Here is a 16,054-nt window from a genome sequence, read left to right on the forward strand (position 1 = left end):
GGACAGCCCGACAGACGCTAGAAGCGCTCTCTTCGGGTCGGCAAACCGATCAGGGGGTTTGTAGCGCATCCCACAGGGCAGAGGGGCGGTCTCTGTGGCAATACGGACAAACTCACGAGTGAGCCCGAACGAGCGGGCCCTGGTGACGCAAGACGTCACCAGGGCCCCTTCGGAACGTCGCCGTCCCGGACGCGTACGAGGCGTCTCTACTCCGCCCGTACGACGCGGACTTCACCGATGCCGAGCGCCTTGACGGGCTCCTCGATCTGCGCGGCGTCGCCCACCAGGATGGTCACCAGACGGTCCACGGGGAAGGCGTTCACGACCGCGGCCGTGGCCTCGACCGTGCCCGTCTCGGCGAGCTTCTGATACAGCGTCGACTGGTAGTCGTCCGGCAGGTGCTGTTCGACCTGGTCGGCGAGCGTGCTCGCGACGGCCGCCGCGGTCTCGAACTTGAGCGGTGCCACACCCACCAGGTTCTGCACGGCGACGTCTCGCTCGGCGTCCGTCAATCCCTCGGCGGCGAGGGTGCGCAGCACCTTCCAGAGGTCGTCGAGCGCGGGGCCGGTGTTCGGCGTGTCGACGGAACCGCTGATGGCCAGCATCGCGGCGCCGGTGCCGTCGGGCACGGAACGCAGCACCTGGCCGAACGCCCGCACACCGTAGGTGTAGCCCTTCTCCTCGCGCAGGACGCGGTCCAGGCGGGAGGTGAGGGTGCCGCCGAGGCAGTACGTACCGAGCACCTGTGCGGGCCACACCCGGTCGTGGCGGTCGGCGCCGACGCGGCCGATGAGCAGCTGCGTCTGGACCGCGCCGGGGCGGTCGACGATGACCACGCGGCCGCTGTCGTCCGCGGTCACCGGGGGCGCGGGACGCGGCTTGGCGGGCGCCGCCGTCCAGGCCCCGAGCGTCTCGCCGAGGAGCGCGTCGAGGTCGACGCCGGTGAGGTCGCCGACCACGACGGCGGCGGCGGTCGAGGGCCGCACATGCCGCTCGTAGAAGGCGCGGACCGCCGCGGAGTCGATGGCCGCGACCGTCTCCTCGGTGCCCTGGCGCGGGCGCGACATCCGCGAGGACGCCGGGAACAGCTGCTTGGAGAGCTCCTTGGCGGCGCGGCGGGCCGGGTTGGCGGTCTCGTGCGGGATCTCGTCGAGGCGGTTGCGCACCAGGCGCTCGACCTCGCTGTCGTCGAACGCCGGTGACCTCAGGGCGTCGGCGAGCAGTCCGAGCGCCTTCGGAAGGCGGGAGACCGGCACTTCGAGGGACAGGCGCACACCGGGGTGGTCGGCATGCTGGTCGAGGGTGGCGCCGCAGCGCTCCAGCTCGGCGGCGAACTCCTCGGCCGAGTGCTTGTCGGTGCCTTCGGAGAAGGCGCGCGCCATGATCGTGGCGACGCCGTCGAGGCCGGCCGGCTCAGCGTCCAGGGGCGCGTCGAGGAGCACCTCGACGGCGACGACCTGCTGGCCGGGGCGGTGGCAGCGCAGCACCGTCAGACCGTTGTCCAGCGCGCCGCGTTCGGGCTCGGGGAACGCCCAGGGCCGGGCCGTGCCGGGCTGGGGCTGCGGGTGGAAGTCCATGGTCGCGAGCTCGGTCACTTCGCCGACTCCTCGTCGTTGCTGGTGCCTTCGGCGCCGGTGTTCTCGGCGGCTTCCGTGGTCTCGGCCCCGGCCGCGACCGGCTCGTACACGAGCACCGCGCGGTTGTCGGGGCGCAGGCGGGCCTTCGCGACCTCCCGCACCTCCTCGGCGGTGACGGCGAGCACCCGTCGCACGGCGGTCAGGGCGAGCTGCGGGTCGCCGAACAGCACGGCGTACCGGCACAGTTCGTCGGCGCGGCCGGCGACCGTGCCGAGCCGGTCGAGCCACTCACGCTCCAACTGGGCCTGGGCACGCTCCATTTCCTCGGTCGTGGGGCCCTCCTCGGCGAACCGGGCGAGCTCCTCGTCGATGGCGGACTCGATGACGGGCACCTCGACGTCGCCGGAGGTCTTCACATCCAGCCAGCCCAGCGAGGGCGCCCCGGCGAGCCGGAGCAGGCCGAAGCCGGCGGCGACGGCGGTGCGGTCACGCCGTACGAGCCGGTTGTAGAGACGGGAGGACTCGCCGCCGCCGAGGATGGTGAGGGCCAGATCCGCCGCGTCGCACGCGCGCGTGCCGTCGTGCGGCAGCCGGTAGGCGCCCATCAGGGCGCGCGCCGGGACCTCCTCCTCGACGACCTCGCGCAGCTGCTCGCCGATGACGTCGGGCAGCGAGCCGTCGCGCGGCTCGGGCTTGCCGTCGTGGGAGGGAATCGACCCGAAGTACTTCTCGATCCAGGCGAGGGTCTGCTGCGGGTCGATGTCGCCGACGACCGACAGAACGGCGTTGTTGGGCGCGTAGTACGTGCGGAAGAAGGCGCGCGCGTCCTCCAGGGTGGCCGCGTCCAGGTCCGCCATCGAGCCGATGGGCGTGTGGTGGTAGGGGTGGCCCTCCGGGTAGGCGAGCGCGGTCAGTTTCTCGAACGCGGTGCCGTACGGAACATTGTCGTAGCGCTGGCGGCGCTCGTTCTTCACGACGTCCCGCTGGTTCTCCATGGACTCGTCGTCGAGGGCGGCGAGCAGCGAACCCATGCGGTCGGCCTCCAGCCAGAGGGCGAGCTCCAACTGGTGGGCCGGCATGGTCTCGAAGTAGTTCGTGCGCTCGAAGCTCGTGGTGCCGTTCAGCGAGCCGCCCGCGCCCTGCACCAGTTCGAAGTGGCCGTTGCCCTTCACCTGCCCCGAACCCTGGAACATCAGGTGCTCGAAGAGGTGGGCGAGGCCGGTGCGGCCGTGGACCTCGTGACGCGATCCGACGTCGTACCAGAGGCACACCGCCGCGACCGGGGTCAGGTGGTCCTCGGAGAGCACCACGCGCAAACCGTTGGCCAGGCGGTGCTCGGTCGCTGTCAGGCCCCCGGAGCCTGCCTCGGCTGTGGCCGTGTGACCCATGGGCATGTACGTCCCTTCGATCGCGAAAGCTGTCGCGGAAACAGCGGTTTCCCGCCGGTCCTGTCACTGTATGCAAGCGTGCGGACCGGTGGCCAAGTTCCCGGGCTGCGTACGCCGAGAGCGAGACCGTGATTACGGGGGGTGGCGGACACCTTACGGTGTTGACGGCGCGGAAGCATGCCCGTCCCCGGGCCGGGACCTCGAGGGGACGGGTCCTGGTCCGCGTTGTCGGTGCGGCGGTCCACAATGGTCGGCGTCAGACATCCGTCATGCCCAGCACAGACTGTGAAGGAGCCGGCAGCAATGGCCCGCCGCAGCACGAAGACCCCGCCGCCCGACGATCCGTACGAGGAGAGGATCCTCGACATCGACGTCGTCGACGAGATGCAGGGCTCCTTCCTCGAGTACGCCTACTCGGTCATCTACTCCAGGGCCCTGCCGGACGCCCGCGACGGCCTGAAGCCGGTGCACCGGCGGATCGTCTACCAGATGAACGAGATGGGCCTGCGCCCCGAGCGCGGCTATGTGAAGTGCGCCCGCGTCGTCGGCGAGGTCATGGGCAAGCTGCACCCGCACGGCGACGCGTCGATCTACGACGCCCTGGTGCGCATGGCCCAGCCCTTCTCGATGCGTGTCCCCCTGGTCGACGGCCACGGCAACTTCGGCTCGCTGGGCAACGACGACCCGCCGGCCGCCATGCGGTACACCGAGTGCCGCATGGCCGAGGCGACGAGCCTCATGACCGAGTCCATCGACGAGGACACGGTCGACTTCGCACCCAACTACGACGGCCAGGAGCAGGAGCCGGTGGCGCTTCCGGCCGCCTTCCCGAACCTGCTGGTGAACGGCTCGTCGGGCATCGCGGTCGGCATGGCCACGAACATGCCGCCGCACAACCTGGGCGAGGTCATCGCGGCCGCCCGCCATCTGATCCGCCACCCGAACGCGGACCTGGACACGCTGATGAAGCACGTCCCGGGACCGGACCTGCCGACCGGCGGCCGGATCGTCGGTCTGTCGGGCATCCGGGACGCGTACGAGACGGGCCGCGGCACCTTCAAGATCCGCGCCACGGTCTCGGTGGAGGACGTGACCGCGCGCCGCAAGGGCCTCGTCGTCACGGAGCTGCCCTTCACGGTCGGCCCGGAGAAGGTGATCGCCAAGATCAAGGACCTGGTCGGCTCGAAGAAGCTCCAGGGCATCGCCGACGTCAAGGACCTCACCGACCGCGAGCACGGTCTGCGTCTGGTCATCGAGATCAAGAACGGCTTCGTGCCGGAGGCGGTCCTGGAGCAGCTCTACAAGCTGACGCCCATGGAGGAGTCCTTCGGCATCAACAACGTGGCGCTCGTCGACGGGCAGCCGCTCACCCTGGGCCTCAAGGAGCTGCTGGAGGTCTACCTCGACCACCGTTTCGAGGTCGTCCGCCGCCGCTCGGAGTTCCGCCGCGGAAAGAAGCGCGACCGCCTCCATCTGGTGGAGGGCCTGCTCACGGCGCTGGTGGACATCGACGAGGTCATCCGCCTGATCCGCTCCAGCGAGAACTCCGCACAGGCCAAGCAGCGCCTGATCGAGCGCTTCTCGCTGAGCGACATCCAGACGCAGTACATCCTCGACACCCCGCTGCGCCGTCTGACCAAGTACGACCGCATCGAACTGGAGACGGAGAAGGAGCGGCTCAACGCCGAGATCGCGGAGCTGACCCGGATCCTGGACTCGGACGCGGAGCTGCGCAAGCTGGTCTCGGCCGAACTGGCCGCGGTCGCCAAGAAGTTCGGCACGGAGCGGCGCACGGTACTGCTGGAGTCCTCCGGGGCCCCGGCCCCGACGGTCCCGTTGCAGGTCGAGGACGCCCCGTGCCGGGTGCTGATGTCGTCCACGGGCCTGCTGGCGCGCACGGCGAACGGCGACCCGTTCGAGGAGGACACCGAGGGCAAGCGCGCGAAGCACGACGTGATCGTCTCCGCGGTCCCGGCGACGGCCCGCGGCGAGGTGGGCGCGGTGACGTCCGCCGGACGGCTGCTGCGGGTGAGCGTGATCGACCTGCCGCGGCTGCCGGAGACGGCGGCACGACCGAGCCTCTCCGGGGGCGCTCCGGTGTCGGAGTTCGTCTCCCTGGAGGCGGACGAGACGGTGGTCTGCCTGTCGACACTGGACGAGTCCTCCCCGGGCCTCGCGCTCGGTACGGAGCAGGGCGTCGTCAAGCGTGTGGTCCCCGACTACCCGGCGAACAGGGAAGAGCTGGAGGTCATCACCCTGAAGGAGGGTGACCGGATCGTCGGCGCGATCGAGCTGCGCACCGGCGAGGAGGACCTGGTCTTCATCACGGACGACGCGCAGCTGCTTCGCTACCCGGCGTCCCAGGTGCGTCCGCAGGGCCGTCCGGCGGGAGGCATGGCGGGCATCAAGCTCGCGGACGGCGCGAAGGTCATCTCCTTCACGGCGGTGGACCCGGCGGTCGACGCGGTGGTCTTCACCGTCGCGGGCTCGCGCGGCACGCTCGACGACTCGGTGCAGACCACCGCCAAACTGACCCCGTTCGACCAGTTCCCGCGCAAGGGCCGGGCCACGGGCGGTGTCCGCTGCCAGCGGTTCCTCAAGGGCGAGGACTGCCTGTCACTGGGGTGGGCGGGCGCGATGCCGGCCCGGGCCGCGCAGAAGAACGGCATGCCGGCCGAGCTGCCCGAGATCGACCCGCGACGTGACGGTTCGGGTGTGTCGCTGCCCAAGACGGTCTCGGTGGTGGCCGGACCGGTGTAGGTCAGCCCGCGAGGTCATCGAGGTGGGCGGGGTCGGCGAAGGGATCGCTGACCCCGGGTGCCTCGGGGAGCTCGGGGACCTCGGTTGTCTCGCTGTCGTGGTCCTGGACGTAGCGAAGGACGCCCCACATGCCGCGCTCGTCGGTGTGTGGGGTGTCTTCCGCGCACGCCTGGAGTTCCTCGCGGAGGGCGGCGGTGTCGATGCCGGACCCGATGAGGACGAGCTGGGTGAGCCGCTCGTCGTCCGCGCTCCACGGCTCCGGGTGGAAACGCAGGAACCGGCCGACGGCGTGCACGGCGTACCGGTTGCGCCGGTCGGCGGCGCCGAAGTCGACATATCCCTTGATCCGGTAGAGCCCCTCGGGCCTCGTGTCCAGGAAGTCCAGCAGGCGCCTGGGGTTCATGGGCACGTCGGAAGCGAAGGAGAGGGCGTCGTAGGCCGTGTGCAGATGGGCGTGGTGCGGGCCGTCGTGCTCGTGGTCGTGGTGCCGGTGGAGGTCGTCGAAGGACAGCTGCCCGATCCGCTCCTCGGCCGGCCGGCAGTCGAACAGGAATCCGGGGTCGATGCGCCCGTAGACGGCCGGGAGGACCGCGGCCCCGTCGGTGAGCGCCCGCACGAGCCGAAGGACCCGTTCGCCGTCGTCGGCCCGGTCGGTCTTGTTGACGACGACGAGGTCGGCGAGGGCGAGATGCCGGTCGACTTCGGGATGCCTCTCGCGGATGGCGTCGAACTCGACCGCGTCGACGACCTCCACGAGTCCGCCGTAGACCACGCGCGGCTGCTCGCTGGCGAGGACCATGCGGACGAGTTCCTGAGGTTCGGCGAGCCCGCTGGCCTCGATCACGATGACGTCGATGCCGGCGGAGGGGTGGGCGAGCCGGTCGAGATACTCGTCGAGCGCACTTGCGTCGACGGCGCAGCACAGGCATCCGTTGCCGAGGGAGACCGTGGAGTCCCCGAGCGCACCGGCGACCGCCATCGCATCGATCTCGATGGCCCCGAAGTCGTTGACGATGGCGCCGATGCGGCTGCCTCCGCTGTGGTGGAGGAGGTGGTTGAGCAAGGTGGTCTTGCCCGAACCCAGGAATCCGGCGAGGACCACGACCGGAATCTGCTGCGGACCCGACGACCGACTCACGGTGCTGCCCCTTCTCGTACGACGTCCAGGCGCGAAAAATGCCGCCCCAGGATACGAGGGGCGGCCCCGCGAGGTGACCGCCGGTCAGCGGCGCCCGCGGGGCCGCGTGGGCCGGGCCTAGGCGGAGGTCAGGCAGCCGGTACGGCCACCGGTGGGACGGCGCCCACATACCGGGCGGCCGGACGGATGATCTTCGGGTCTTCCGCCTGCTCCAGAATGTGGGCGCTCCAGCCGACCACGCGCGCCGTGGCGAAGGTCGGGGTGAACATCTCACGCGGGAGACCGCAGAGTTCCATGACCACGCCCGCGTAGAACTCGACGTTGGTGTGCAGTTCGCGGCCGGGCTTCAGTTCGGCCAGGAGGGCCTCCACACGGCGCTCGGCCTCGATCGCGAAGTCGACGAGCGGGCCGCCCAACTGCTCCGCGATGCCCCGCAGCATCCGCGAACGCGGGTCCTCGGTGCGGTAGACGGGGTGGCCGAAGCCCATGATGCGGTCGCCGGCGAGAACGCGTTCGCGGATCCAGGAGTCGATACGGTCCGGTGTGCCGATCGCGTCGAGGGCGTCGAGGGCCCGGCTCGGCGCACCGCCGTGGAGCGGACCGGACAGGGCACCGACGGCACCCGTCAGAGCGGCCGCCACATCCGCGCCGGTCGACGCGATCACCCGCGCCGTGAATGTTGACGCATTGAATCCATGGTCGATGGTTGAGATCAAGTACTGCTCGACAGCCCGCGCCCGCGCTTCGTCCGGTTCCGAACCGGTCAGCATGAACAGGTAGTTGGCGGCGTGCGGGAGATCCTCCCGCGGCTCGACCGGCTCCAGGCCCCGGCTCAGCCGGTACAGCGCCGTCAGCAGCGTGGGGACGGTCGCGGCCGCCGCGAGGGTGTCCTCACGGCGGCGCTCCGCGTCGATGTCGTAGACCGGCCGGAAGCCCTTGGCCGCACCGACCAGGGACAGTGCGGTGCGAAGTCCCGACAGCGGTCCGGACCGGCCGCCGGCCGCCGCTACCGCGGGGAGCACGGCCCGCACCTCGTCGGGCAGGCGGCGCAGTGCGGCGGTCCGGGCGGCGAACGCGGACGCCTGTGCCGCGTCCGGCAGTTCGCCGTGGACCATCAGATGCCAGACGTCCTCGAAGCCGCGGGTCCGCGCGAGTTCGACGGCCGAGTACTGGCGGTAGTGGTAGAACCCCTCGAGCCCCCTGACGTCACCCAATGCGGTGTCGGTGACGACGACGCCCGCGAGCCCCCGCGGCAGGTCGACGGAGGTCGACGCGGCCCTGTTGATCGACATGTGCCCTCCCTGTAGTTGACTCGACTGTCCATGATTGATTCACTGGCTGTCAATATTGATTGAATCAATACATCGTCCATGGATACGGTTGCGACCATGAGGGATCAAGAAGCGGCTTACGGTCAGGACGGGACCCGGCTCTCCACCAGGGAGGCGGCCGAGCTGCTCGGCGTGAAACCCGAGACCGTGTACGCCTACGTGAGCCGCGGCCAGCTCAGCAGCAGGCGCGAGCCGGGAGGCCGCGGCAGCACCTTCGACGCCAAGGAGGTGGCGGCCCTCGCACGGCGCAACAGGCGTGACCCGGGAGGAAGTCCACCCGCCGGCGGTGATCTGTCGGTCCGTACGGGCATCACGCTGATCGACAAGGACCGCTACTACTTCCGCGGCGTCGACGCGACCGAGTTGGCCGCGCGCCACTCCTACGAGGAGATCGCCGAGTGGCTGTGGACCGGACGGCTGCGGCCCGGAGTGACCTTCACCGCCCCGGACACCGCCGTCACCGTCGCGCGCCGCGCGGTGAACGCGCTGCCCGAGCACAGCGGCCCCACGGACCGGCTGCGGGTGGCGGCGGTCGCGGCGGCCACCGCGGATCCGCTCCGCTTCGACCTGTCGCCGGACGCGGTCCTCGGCGTCGCCCGCACCCTCATCCCCACCCTCGTCGCCGCCCTCCCGACGCGGCGGCGCGACCATCGCGACGATGGTCCGCTCGCCCGGCGCTTGTGGGGGCGGCTCACCGGCCGGCTCCCCGACGAGGCGTCACTTCGGGTGCTGGACACGGCGCTGGGGCTGCTCGTCGACCACGACCTGGCCGCCTCGACCCTCGCGGTCCGTGTCGCCGCATCCGCCCGCGCGCACGCGTACGCCGCCGTCTCCGCGGGCCTCGGCGTGCTGGAGGGACCGCTGCACGGGGCGGCCGGCGGCCTCGCGCACCGGATGCTGCTGGATGTCCTGGACCGGGGCACCGCGGCCCCCGTGATCGCCGACGAACTGCGCGCCGGACGCCGGATCCCCGGGCTCGGCCACCGGCTGTATCCCGGCGAGGACCCGCGCGCACGTGCCCTGTTCGCCCTCCTGAAGGACGTCCCGGGTGCGGAACCGGCCCTGGCCGCCGCCCGGGACATCGTCTCGACGACGGCCCGCCACACCCCACTGCACGCCAATGTCGACCTGGCACTGGCCGTCCTCACGGTCGCCTCGGGCATGGACGCCACGGCGGGCGAGACGGTCTTCGCCGTCGCGCGTACGGCGGGCTGGATCGCTCACACCCTGGAGGAGTACGACGAACGCCCGCTACGTATGCGCCCGAGCGGCCGTTACGTGGGAGCGCGTCCGCCGCAGCCGCTCCCCCGCTGAGCCCCAAAGGGCGCCCGGTGCCCGCACCGCGCCGTCGGGCAGGCGGGTGCGTATACGCCCGCGACCCGCGCCGCCGGCGCCCTCCCGGGTGCCGCGCCGCACCCCCGACACGTTTCCCTGCGCCGGGCTGGAAGTGACCATGCGGCGAGTCAGGTTAGGCTCACCTGTGTGAGTACGTGCACGAGCGCGTCCCGGGACCTCGACGAGCCCCTCGCGGGGACCGCGGCGACCGCGAGGACATGGCTGCTCCTGGAGCAGCCCGGGCCCTGGGGTCCCAAGGCGCTCACCTCGAGCCACCTGGATCCCGGGCTCGGCCGTGCCCTGGAGGCGGCCGCGGAGGGCACCGGTGTGCGCATCGCGCTCATCCGCCGCCCCGGCCGGCACGCCGACTGCGGCACCGCTTCCGAACGGCAGGTGTATGCGGCCCACACCGTCCCCGGAAAGACCTGGCTGCACGCCGCCACGACATCCGAGCCGGCACAGTTGCTGGACCTGGACCTCACGGCGCTCGGCGGGGGCGATCCCTCCACCTTCGACGCATCACTCCAGGGCAGGCCCCACACAGGCGATCCCCTCGCGCTCGTGTGCACCAACGGCAGACGGGACCGCTGCTGCGCCCTTCTCGGCCGCCCGCTCGCGACCGAGCTGACGGCCTCCGGTGTCGACGGTGTCTGGGAGGTCACCCACCTCGGCGGCCACCGCTTCTCGCCCACGCTCCTCGTCCTCCCGTTCGGCTACGCGTACGGCAGGGCCCAGGCGCCGCACGTCAAGGAGGTCCTCCACGGCGTACGCGAAGGGCGGGTCGTGGTCGAGGGCTGCCGCGGCAGCTCCGCCTGGGAACGGCCCGCGCAGGCGGCGGAACTCGCGGTGCGCACATCGGCCCACGAGTACGCGGCGGACGCGCTGACCGTCGTCCGCACGGACGGTGCCGCACCGCGCTGGGAGGTCACCGTCGCCCACACCGACGGCCGGCTGTGGCGCGTGCTCGTGGCACAGGGCGCCTCCCTGCCGCCGCGCGCGGAGAGCTGCGGTTCGGCGCTGGGTTCGCCGGCGCGTATGGACGTGGTGTCGGTACGGGAGCTGCGTTCCGCGGCGGTGGCCGACCCCGCGCACTGCTGAGACACACGGCCCGCGCGGCGCTCCCGGACCCCCGTCGGGGCCCCACGCGCGCCCCCACAGGAGATCCACGCCACACCCCTACGGCACGGCACGCCCGTGCCCGTACCGTCGTACGCATGAGCCCCTCTCCCCCTGCGCGACGGCTGCGCCTCGGCCTGCCGCGGCGGATGTTCTCGCAGCTCCTGCTCATGCAGGTGGCGATCGCCGCGGGCGTCGCCGTGCTCGCGACCGGGCTGTTCCTGGCCCCGCTCGGTCACATGCTGGACGACCAGGCGATGCGCCAGGCCCTGGCGATCGCGCAGTCCACGGCGGCCCAGCCACAGATCGCCAGGGACCTTCAGTCGACACGGCCGTCCCCCGACGGGCCCGTGCAGGCCGAGGCGGAACGCATCCGCAAGGCCAGCGGGGCCGAGTACGTCGTGGTGATGAACATGCGGCACGTGCGCTGGTCGCACCGGGACCCCTCGCGGATCGGCAAGCCGGTCTCGACCGATCCGAGGGAGGCCCTGGCCGGCAAGGAGGTCATGGAGATCGACAGCGGCACCCTGGGGCGTTCGGCCCGTGGCAAGGTGCCGCTGCGGGACGCGCACGGCAGGATCATCGGCGCGGTCTCCGTAGGCATCGAGTACAACAGCGTGCGGGCCCGGCTGATCCACGCGATACCGGGATTGTTCGCGTACGCGGGCGCGGCCCTCGCGATCGGCGCACTGGCCGCCTATGTGATCTCGCGCAGGGTTCAGCGGCGGACCCGTGATCTCGCCTTCTCCGACATCTCCGCGCTGCTCGCGGAACGGGAGGCGATGCTGCACGGCATCCGGGAGGGCGTCGTCGCCCTGGACCCCGAGGGCCGGGTGCGGCTCCTCAACGACGAGGCACAACGGCTGCTGGGCATCGGCGACGAGGTCGTCGGCCGGTCCCTCGACGAGGCGCTCGGCCAGGGCCGTACGACCGATGTGCTCGCCGGACGGGTCACGGGCACCGATCTGCTCACCGTGCGCGGTCACCGGGTCCTGGTCGCCAACCGTATGCCCACCGAGGACGGCGGCGCCGTCGCCACCCTGCGCGACCGCACGGAACTGGAACAGCTGGGCCGGGAGCTGGACTCCACGCGCGGTCTGATCGACGCCCTGCGCGCACAGGACCACGAGCACGCCAACCGGATGCACACACTCCTGGGCCTGCTCGAACTGGAGATGTACGACGACGCCGTGGAGTTCGTCGGCGAGGTGGTGGGCGACCGCCGGGCCACCGCGGAACAGGTCACGGAGAAGATCCACGATCCGCTGCTCGCCGCCCTGCTGGTGGGCAAGGCCACGGTCGCCGCGGAGCGCGGTGTGGCCCTGTGGATCGCGGACCGCACGCTGCTGCCGGACCGGTTGATCGACCCGAGGGGGCTGGTCACGGTCGTGGGGAACCTGGTCGACAACGCACTGGACGCCGTCGCGGGCACTCCGCACGCACGCGTGGAGGTCGAACTGCGCGCCGAGGGGCGCACGGCGGTCCTCCGGGTACGCGACACGGGACCCGGAATCCCGGCCGAGCACCGGGAGTTGGTCTTCACCGACGGATGGTCGACCAAGCAGCCCCCGGCCCACGGCAAACGCGGGATCGGCCTGTCGATGGTGCGCCGTCTCGCCGAACGCCAGGGAGGCAGTGCCCATGTGGACGAGGCGGAGGGCGGGGGTGCGGAGTTCACCGTCGTCCTGCCGGAGGCGCTCGAGGAGCCCGGCCCGGCGCCGCAGGTGGGCGCCGGGGAGCGCCGGGGCCTCGTTCCCGTGCGACAGGCGCCCGCGGGCAGCGCATCCGGCATGGTGACCCCTGTTCAGGGCCCCGAGGCGGAGTCGCGGTGAACCGGCCGATCGACGTACTGGTCGTGGACGACGACACACGGGTCGCGCGGGTCAACGCCGCGTACGTGGCGAAGGTCCCCGGCTTCCGGGTGGCCGCCGAGGCGCACAGCGCGGCCGAGGCACTGCGCCGGATGGACAGGCTGCCCCGTCCGGGCCTGGTGCTGATGGACCACTACCTGCCCGACGACACGGGGATCGCGGTCGTCCAGGAGATGCGCCGGCGTGGTCACGACACCGATGTGATCATGGTGACGGCGGCCCGTGATGTGCAGACCGTCCAGGCCGCGATGCGGCACGGGGTTCTCCACTACCTGGTCAAGCCGTTCGCGTTCGCGGGCCTGCGCGCCAAGCTGGAGGCTTACGCCGAGCTGCGCCGCACCCTCGACGGCGGTGGTGAGGCCGAGCAGAGGCAGGTCGACCGGATCTTCGGCTCCCGGTCGGCCGGTTCGGGGACGGCGTTTCCCAAGGGGCACTCCCCCACCACGGCGGACCTCGTGCGCCGTGCCCTGATGAGCGCCGAGGGGCCGCTGTCCGCGCAGGAGATCGCCGATCGGACCGGACTGAGCCGCCAGACCGCCCAGCGCTATCTGAAGCTTCTGGAGCGCACGGGGCTGGCCACGCTGAGTCTCAAATACGGCGACGCGGGCCGCCCGGAGCATCGCTACGTCTGGGCGACCCGCGTCTGAGGGCACGGCCGAGGGTCAGCCGGTGGCCTTCTTGACGAACTCGGTGGTGTACGTCTTGTCGAGGTCGATCGTGGCGTTCTTGATGTTGGGGTTGAACGCCTTGAGGACCTTCTCGACGGTGCGGGGTCCGTCCTGGGGCATCACACCGTCGGTGGTGAACATCGGCAGCGTGCTCTTGATGGCGCTCGCGTAGAGCGTCTTGTCGCCCTGGGAGTAGTCGGCGGGCATCTTCGCGGCGATCTCGTCCGCGGAGTGCGTGGACATCCACTTCAAGGTCTTCACAAAGGCGTTGGCCAGCTTCTGAACCGTGTCCTTGTGGCTGTTCACCCAGTCGGTCTGCATGTAGAGGCTGGACGACGGGTACGGCCCGCCGAGCGCGTCCTGTGAACCCTGCGGGGTCCGCATGTCGACGAGCACCTGCCCGAGCTTCTTCTGCAGGACCGTGGCGACGGTGGGGTCCGTGGTCATGCCGGCGTCGATGGAACCCTTCTGGAGGGCGGAGACGAAGGTGGGGCCGGCCCCGACCGCGACCGGGCTGAACTCGCTGATCTGCACGCCGTTCTTGACCGCCAGGTACTTGGTGAGGAAGTCGGTCGAGGAACCGAGACCCGTGATGCCGAGCTTTTTGCCCTTGAAGTCCTTGGGCGAGGTGATGTCCTTGGCGCTCTTGCCGGAGACGATCTCCACCTCACCGGGCGCGTGCGAGAACTGCACCACGGACTCCACGTGCTTGCCCTTGGTCTGCAGATCGAGCGTGTGATCGTAGAAACCGACGGCTCCCTGCACCTGGCCGGAGACGAGCGCCGTCTCGGCCTGAACGCCGGCCGGTTCGCTCAGCAGTTCCACGTCGAGGCCCTCGGCGTCGAAGTAGCCGAGCCGCTGCGTCAGCATGGCGGGCAGGTAGATGACCTTGTCCAGGCCACCCACCATGATCTTGACCTCTGTGCCCTTGCCGTCGCCCTTGCTGCCGGAATCGGAGGAGGCGGTGCCGGCGGCGTCGTTGGCGCAGGCGGTGAGCGAGGTGGCGGCGAGCAGGCCGGCCGCGGCGAGAGCGGCGATTCTGGCGGTCTTGCGCATGGTGGTTCACGTCCTTGTGAGATGGCGGTGCGGAAGGAGGAACAGGAGTCCCGGGGGACGGAGCGACGGCTCCTGTGGGGGAAGGGCGGATCAGTGCCCGGAGTCCGACGGCTTCCAGCGGAAGATGCGGCGCTCGGCGAAGGTGAGCAGCCCCTCCGCCATCAGCGCGACGACCGCGAGGATGACCATCGCGGCGTACACACCGGCCGCGTTGAAGGTGCCCTGGGACTGGGCGACGAGCAGACCGACGCCCTTGGTGGCACCGATGTACTCGCCGACGATGGCGCCGATGAGGGCGAAGCCGAAGCTCACGTGGAGGCTGGTGAAGATCCACGAGGTGGCCGACGGGATGACGACCTGAAGGGTCACGCGCCGGTCGCCGGCGCCCAGGATGCGGGCGTTGGCGACGAGGTTGCGGTCGACCTCGCGGGCGCCCTGGAAGGCGTTGAAGAACACCGGGAAGAAGACCAGGACGACAGCCGACGCCACCTTGGAAGAGGGCCCGAGCCCGAACCAGATCACGAAGATCGGTGCGAGGACGATCCTGGGGATGGAATTGAGCACCTTGATGTATGGACCAAGGACATCGGCGAGGAAGGCGATCCGCCCCAGTGCGATACCGAAGAGCACGCCGGCCGCCACACCGATGACCCATCCGAGCAGCGCCTCCTGGAGGGTGACCCAGATCTGCTCGCCGAGCGAGCCGAGCGCGGTGCCATGGGTGGTCCAGGTGTAGATCTGGTCCCAGATCTTGGACGGCGCCGAGAAGTTGAACGGATCGATGACCTCGGCCCGGGAGAGCGCCTCCCAGAGTCCCAGCACGGCGACCAGCAGCAGCACACGTGCCAGCAGGACGACGGCTTTGCGTTTGCGAGCGGCACGCGCGCGCGAGTGGGCGCGGTCGGACTTGGACGTGCCGACCGTGACCGGTGCGGAGATGACGTCAGGCGACATGGGCGGCACCCCTCTCGCGGGTGATGCGGACCTCTTCGCCGAGGGACTCCCAGATCTCGCGGTAGATCTCGATGAACCGCGGCTCCAGGCGCACCGACTCCACCTTGCGCGGCCGCGGCAGATCGATGTCGAAGACCTGCTTCACGGTCGCTGGTCCGGCGGTCATCACCACGACCTTGTCGGCCAGCGCGATCGACTCCTCCAGGTCGTGGGTGACGAAGACGACGGAGGCGCCCGTGCCCTCCCACAGTTCCAGCAGCTCGTCCGACATCAGGGCCCTGGTCTGGACGTCGAGCGCCGAGAACGGCTCGTCCATGAGCAGGATCTCGGGGTCGTTGACGAAGGTCGCGGCGAGGGCGACACGCTTGCGCTGACCGCCGGAGAGCTGGTGCGGGTAGCGGTCCTCGAACGCTGCGAGCCCGACCCGGGCCAGCCACTCGCGCGCCTTCTCCCTGGCCTCCGCCTTGGGCACACCGCGGAAGCGAGGGCCCGCCATCACATTGGACAGCACGGTGCGCCAGGGGAATGTGGCGTCCTGCTGGAAGACGAAACCGACCTTGTTCCCGACGCCGGCGACCGGCTCGCCCGCTACCAGGACCTCGCCCTCGGTGGGCTCCTCCAGTCCGCTGACCAGCGTCAGGGTCGTCGACTTGCCGCATCCTGTGGGCCCGACGACGGCGACGAACTCACCGCTTTCCACGGTCAGGTTCAGGCCCCTGACGGCCGTGTGCAGACCCCCCGACGGGGTCCGGAATGTCTTGCTCGCGCCCCGTAGCTCGATGGCGGGGCTGGTGTCTGCGCTCATGCCCCGGACCGTAGGTGTGGTGCGTGCCACAACAGCAGTCTTGTGGGCGCAACCC

Annotated in this window: 12 protein-coding genes; 5 read left to right on the plus strand and 7 right to left on the minus strand. The window is 70.8% G+C overall.

The genetic code is table 11. From position 1 onward, the window contains the following. Nucleotides 1-206: 206 nt before the first annotated feature. Both ABZ876_RS26400 and ABZ876_RS26405 read right to left on the minus strand, forming a co-directional pair. Nucleotides 207-1,595: a pitrilysin family protein gene (locus ABZ876_RS26400; protein ID WP_361786029.1), complete on the minus strand. Its 1,389-nt coding sequence runs from the start codon at nt 1,593-1,595 to the stop codon at nt 207-209. After that, nucleotides 1,592-2,971: a pitrilysin family protein gene (locus ABZ876_RS26405; RefSeq protein WP_361786032.1), complete on the minus strand. Its 1,380-nt coding sequence runs from the start codon at nt 2,969-2,971 to the stop codon at nt 1,592-1,594. The genes ABZ876_RS26400 and ABZ876_RS26405 overlap by 4 nt, the downstream gene beginning before the upstream one ends. 297 nt (nt 2,972-3,268) lie before the next feature. On the opposite strand from ABZ876_RS26405, the gene ABZ876_RS26410 reads away from it, so the two are divergent. Next, on the plus strand, nt 3,269-5,725 hold the full coding sequence (locus ABZ876_RS26410) for a DNA topoisomerase IV subunit A (RefSeq protein ID WP_361786035.1): 2,457 nt from the start codon (nt 3,269-3,271) through the stop codon (nt 5,723-5,725). A 1-nt stretch (nt 5,726) separates the two neighbouring features. On the opposite strand, the gene ABZ876_RS26415 is transcribed toward ABZ876_RS26410, so the two are convergent. Beyond that, nucleotides 5,727-6,863 (minus strand): GTP-binding protein, encoded by a 1,137-nt coding sequence (locus ABZ876_RS26415; protein ID WP_361786038.1) that lies wholly within the window; start codon nt 6,861-6,863, stop codon nt 5,727-5,729. Nucleotides 6,864-6,991: 128 nt separating this feature from the next. After that, nucleotides 6,992-8,155 (minus strand): citrate synthase/methylcitrate synthase, encoded by a 1,164-nt coding sequence (locus tag ABZ876_RS26420; RefSeq protein ID WP_361786041.1) that lies wholly within the window; start codon nt 8,153-8,155, stop codon nt 6,992-6,994. Between the two features lie 96 nt (nt 8,156-8,251). Between ABZ876_RS26420 and ABZ876_RS26425 the strand changes: the two genes are divergently transcribed. The 4 genes from ABZ876_RS26425 to ABZ876_RS26440 all read left to right on the plus strand — a co-directional run bounded on the left by ABZ876_RS26425 (nt 8,252) and on the right by ABZ876_RS26440 (nt 13,163). Next, on the plus strand, nt 8,252-9,508 hold the full coding sequence (locus tag ABZ876_RS26425) for a citrate synthase (RefSeq protein WP_361786044.1): 1,257 nt from the start codon (nt 8,252-8,254) through the stop codon (nt 9,506-9,508). Between the two features lie 168 nt (nt 9,509-9,676). Next, nucleotides 9,677-10,627: a sucrase ferredoxin gene (locus ABZ876_RS26430; protein WP_361786047.1), complete on the plus strand. Its 951-nt coding sequence runs from the start codon at nt 9,677-9,679 to the stop codon at nt 10,625-10,627. Between the two features lie 116 nt (nt 10,628-10,743). Further along, nucleotides 10,744-12,477 (plus strand): sensor histidine kinase, encoded by a 1,734-nt coding sequence (locus tag ABZ876_RS26435; protein WP_361786050.1) that lies wholly within the window; start codon nt 10,744-10,746, stop codon nt 12,475-12,477. Next, nucleotides 12,474-13,163, plus strand: a complete 690-nt coding sequence (locus ABZ876_RS26440) for a response regulator (RefSeq protein WP_361786053.1) — start codon at nt 12,474-12,476, stop codon at nt 13,161-13,163. Before ABZ876_RS26435 ends, ABZ876_RS26440 begins: the two co-directional genes overlap by 4 nt. A 15-nt stretch (nt 13,164-13,178) precedes the next feature. Here the strand turns inward: ABZ876_RS26440 and ABZ876_RS26445 are convergent, their stop codons facing one another. The 3 genes from ABZ876_RS26445 to ABZ876_RS26455 all read right to left on the minus strand — a co-directional run bounded on the left by ABZ876_RS26445 (nt 13,179) and on the right by ABZ876_RS26455 (nt 15,999). Next, nucleotides 13,179-14,240, minus strand: a complete 1,062-nt coding sequence (locus ABZ876_RS26445; RefSeq protein ID WP_361786056.1) for an ABC transporter substrate-binding protein — start codon at nt 14,238-14,240, stop codon at nt 13,179-13,181. A gap of 90 nt (nt 14,241-14,330) precedes the next feature. After that, complete coding sequence (locus ABZ876_RS26450) at nt 14,331-15,194, minus strand: ABC transporter permease (RefSeq protein ID WP_361786059.1); 864 nt, start codon at nt 15,192-15,194, stop codon at nt 14,331-14,333. Beyond that, a complete protein-coding gene (locus ABZ876_RS26455; protein WP_361786062.1) occupies nt 15,184-15,999 on the minus strand; it encodes an ABC transporter ATP-binding protein in 816 nt (271 codons plus the stop codon). Before ABZ876_RS26455 ends, ABZ876_RS26450 begins: the two co-directional genes overlap by 11 nt. Nucleotides 16,000-16,054: the final 55 nt, after the last annotated feature.

This window comes from Streptomyces sp. NPDC046931 (assembly GCF_040644655.1).
Lineage (GTDB): Bacteria > Actinomycetota > Actinomycetes > Streptomycetales > Streptomycetaceae > Streptomyces.

What these genes read in the sequence shown, in the direction of transcription:
- ABZ876_RS26410 (WP_361786035.1), top strand. Translation starts at nt 3,269, where the DNA reads ATGGCCCGCCGCAGCACGAAGACCCCGCCGCCCGACGATCCGTACGAG.
- ABZ876_RS26405 (WP_361786032.1), bottom strand. Translation starts at nt 2,971, where the DNA reads ATGCCCATGGGTCACACGGCCACAGCCGAGGCAGGCTCCGGGGGCCTG.
- ABZ876_RS26450 (WP_361786059.1), bottom strand. Translation starts at nt 15,194, where the DNA reads ATGTCGCCTGACGTCATCTCCGCACCGGTCACGGTCGGCACGTCCAAG.
- ABZ876_RS26455 (WP_361786062.1), bottom strand. Translation starts at nt 15,999, where the DNA reads ATGAGCGCAGACACCAGCCCCGCCATCGAGCTACGGGGCGCGAGCAAG.
- ABZ876_RS26435 (WP_361786050.1), top strand. Translation starts at nt 10,744, where the DNA reads ATGAGCCCCTCTCCCCCTGCGCGACGGCTGCGCCTCGGCCTGCCGCGG.
- ABZ876_RS26445 (WP_361786056.1), bottom strand. Translation starts at nt 14,240, where the DNA reads ATGCGCAAGACCGCCAGAATCGCCGCTCTCGCCGCGGCCGGCCTGCTC.
- ABZ876_RS26425 (WP_361786044.1), top strand. Translation starts at nt 8,252, where the DNA reads ATGAGGGATCAAGAAGCGGCTTACGGTCAGGACGGGACCCGGCTCTCC.
- ABZ876_RS26420 (WP_361786041.1), bottom strand. Translation starts at nt 8,155, where the DNA reads ATGTCGATCAACAGGGCCGCGTCGACCTCCGTCGACCTGCCGCGGGGG.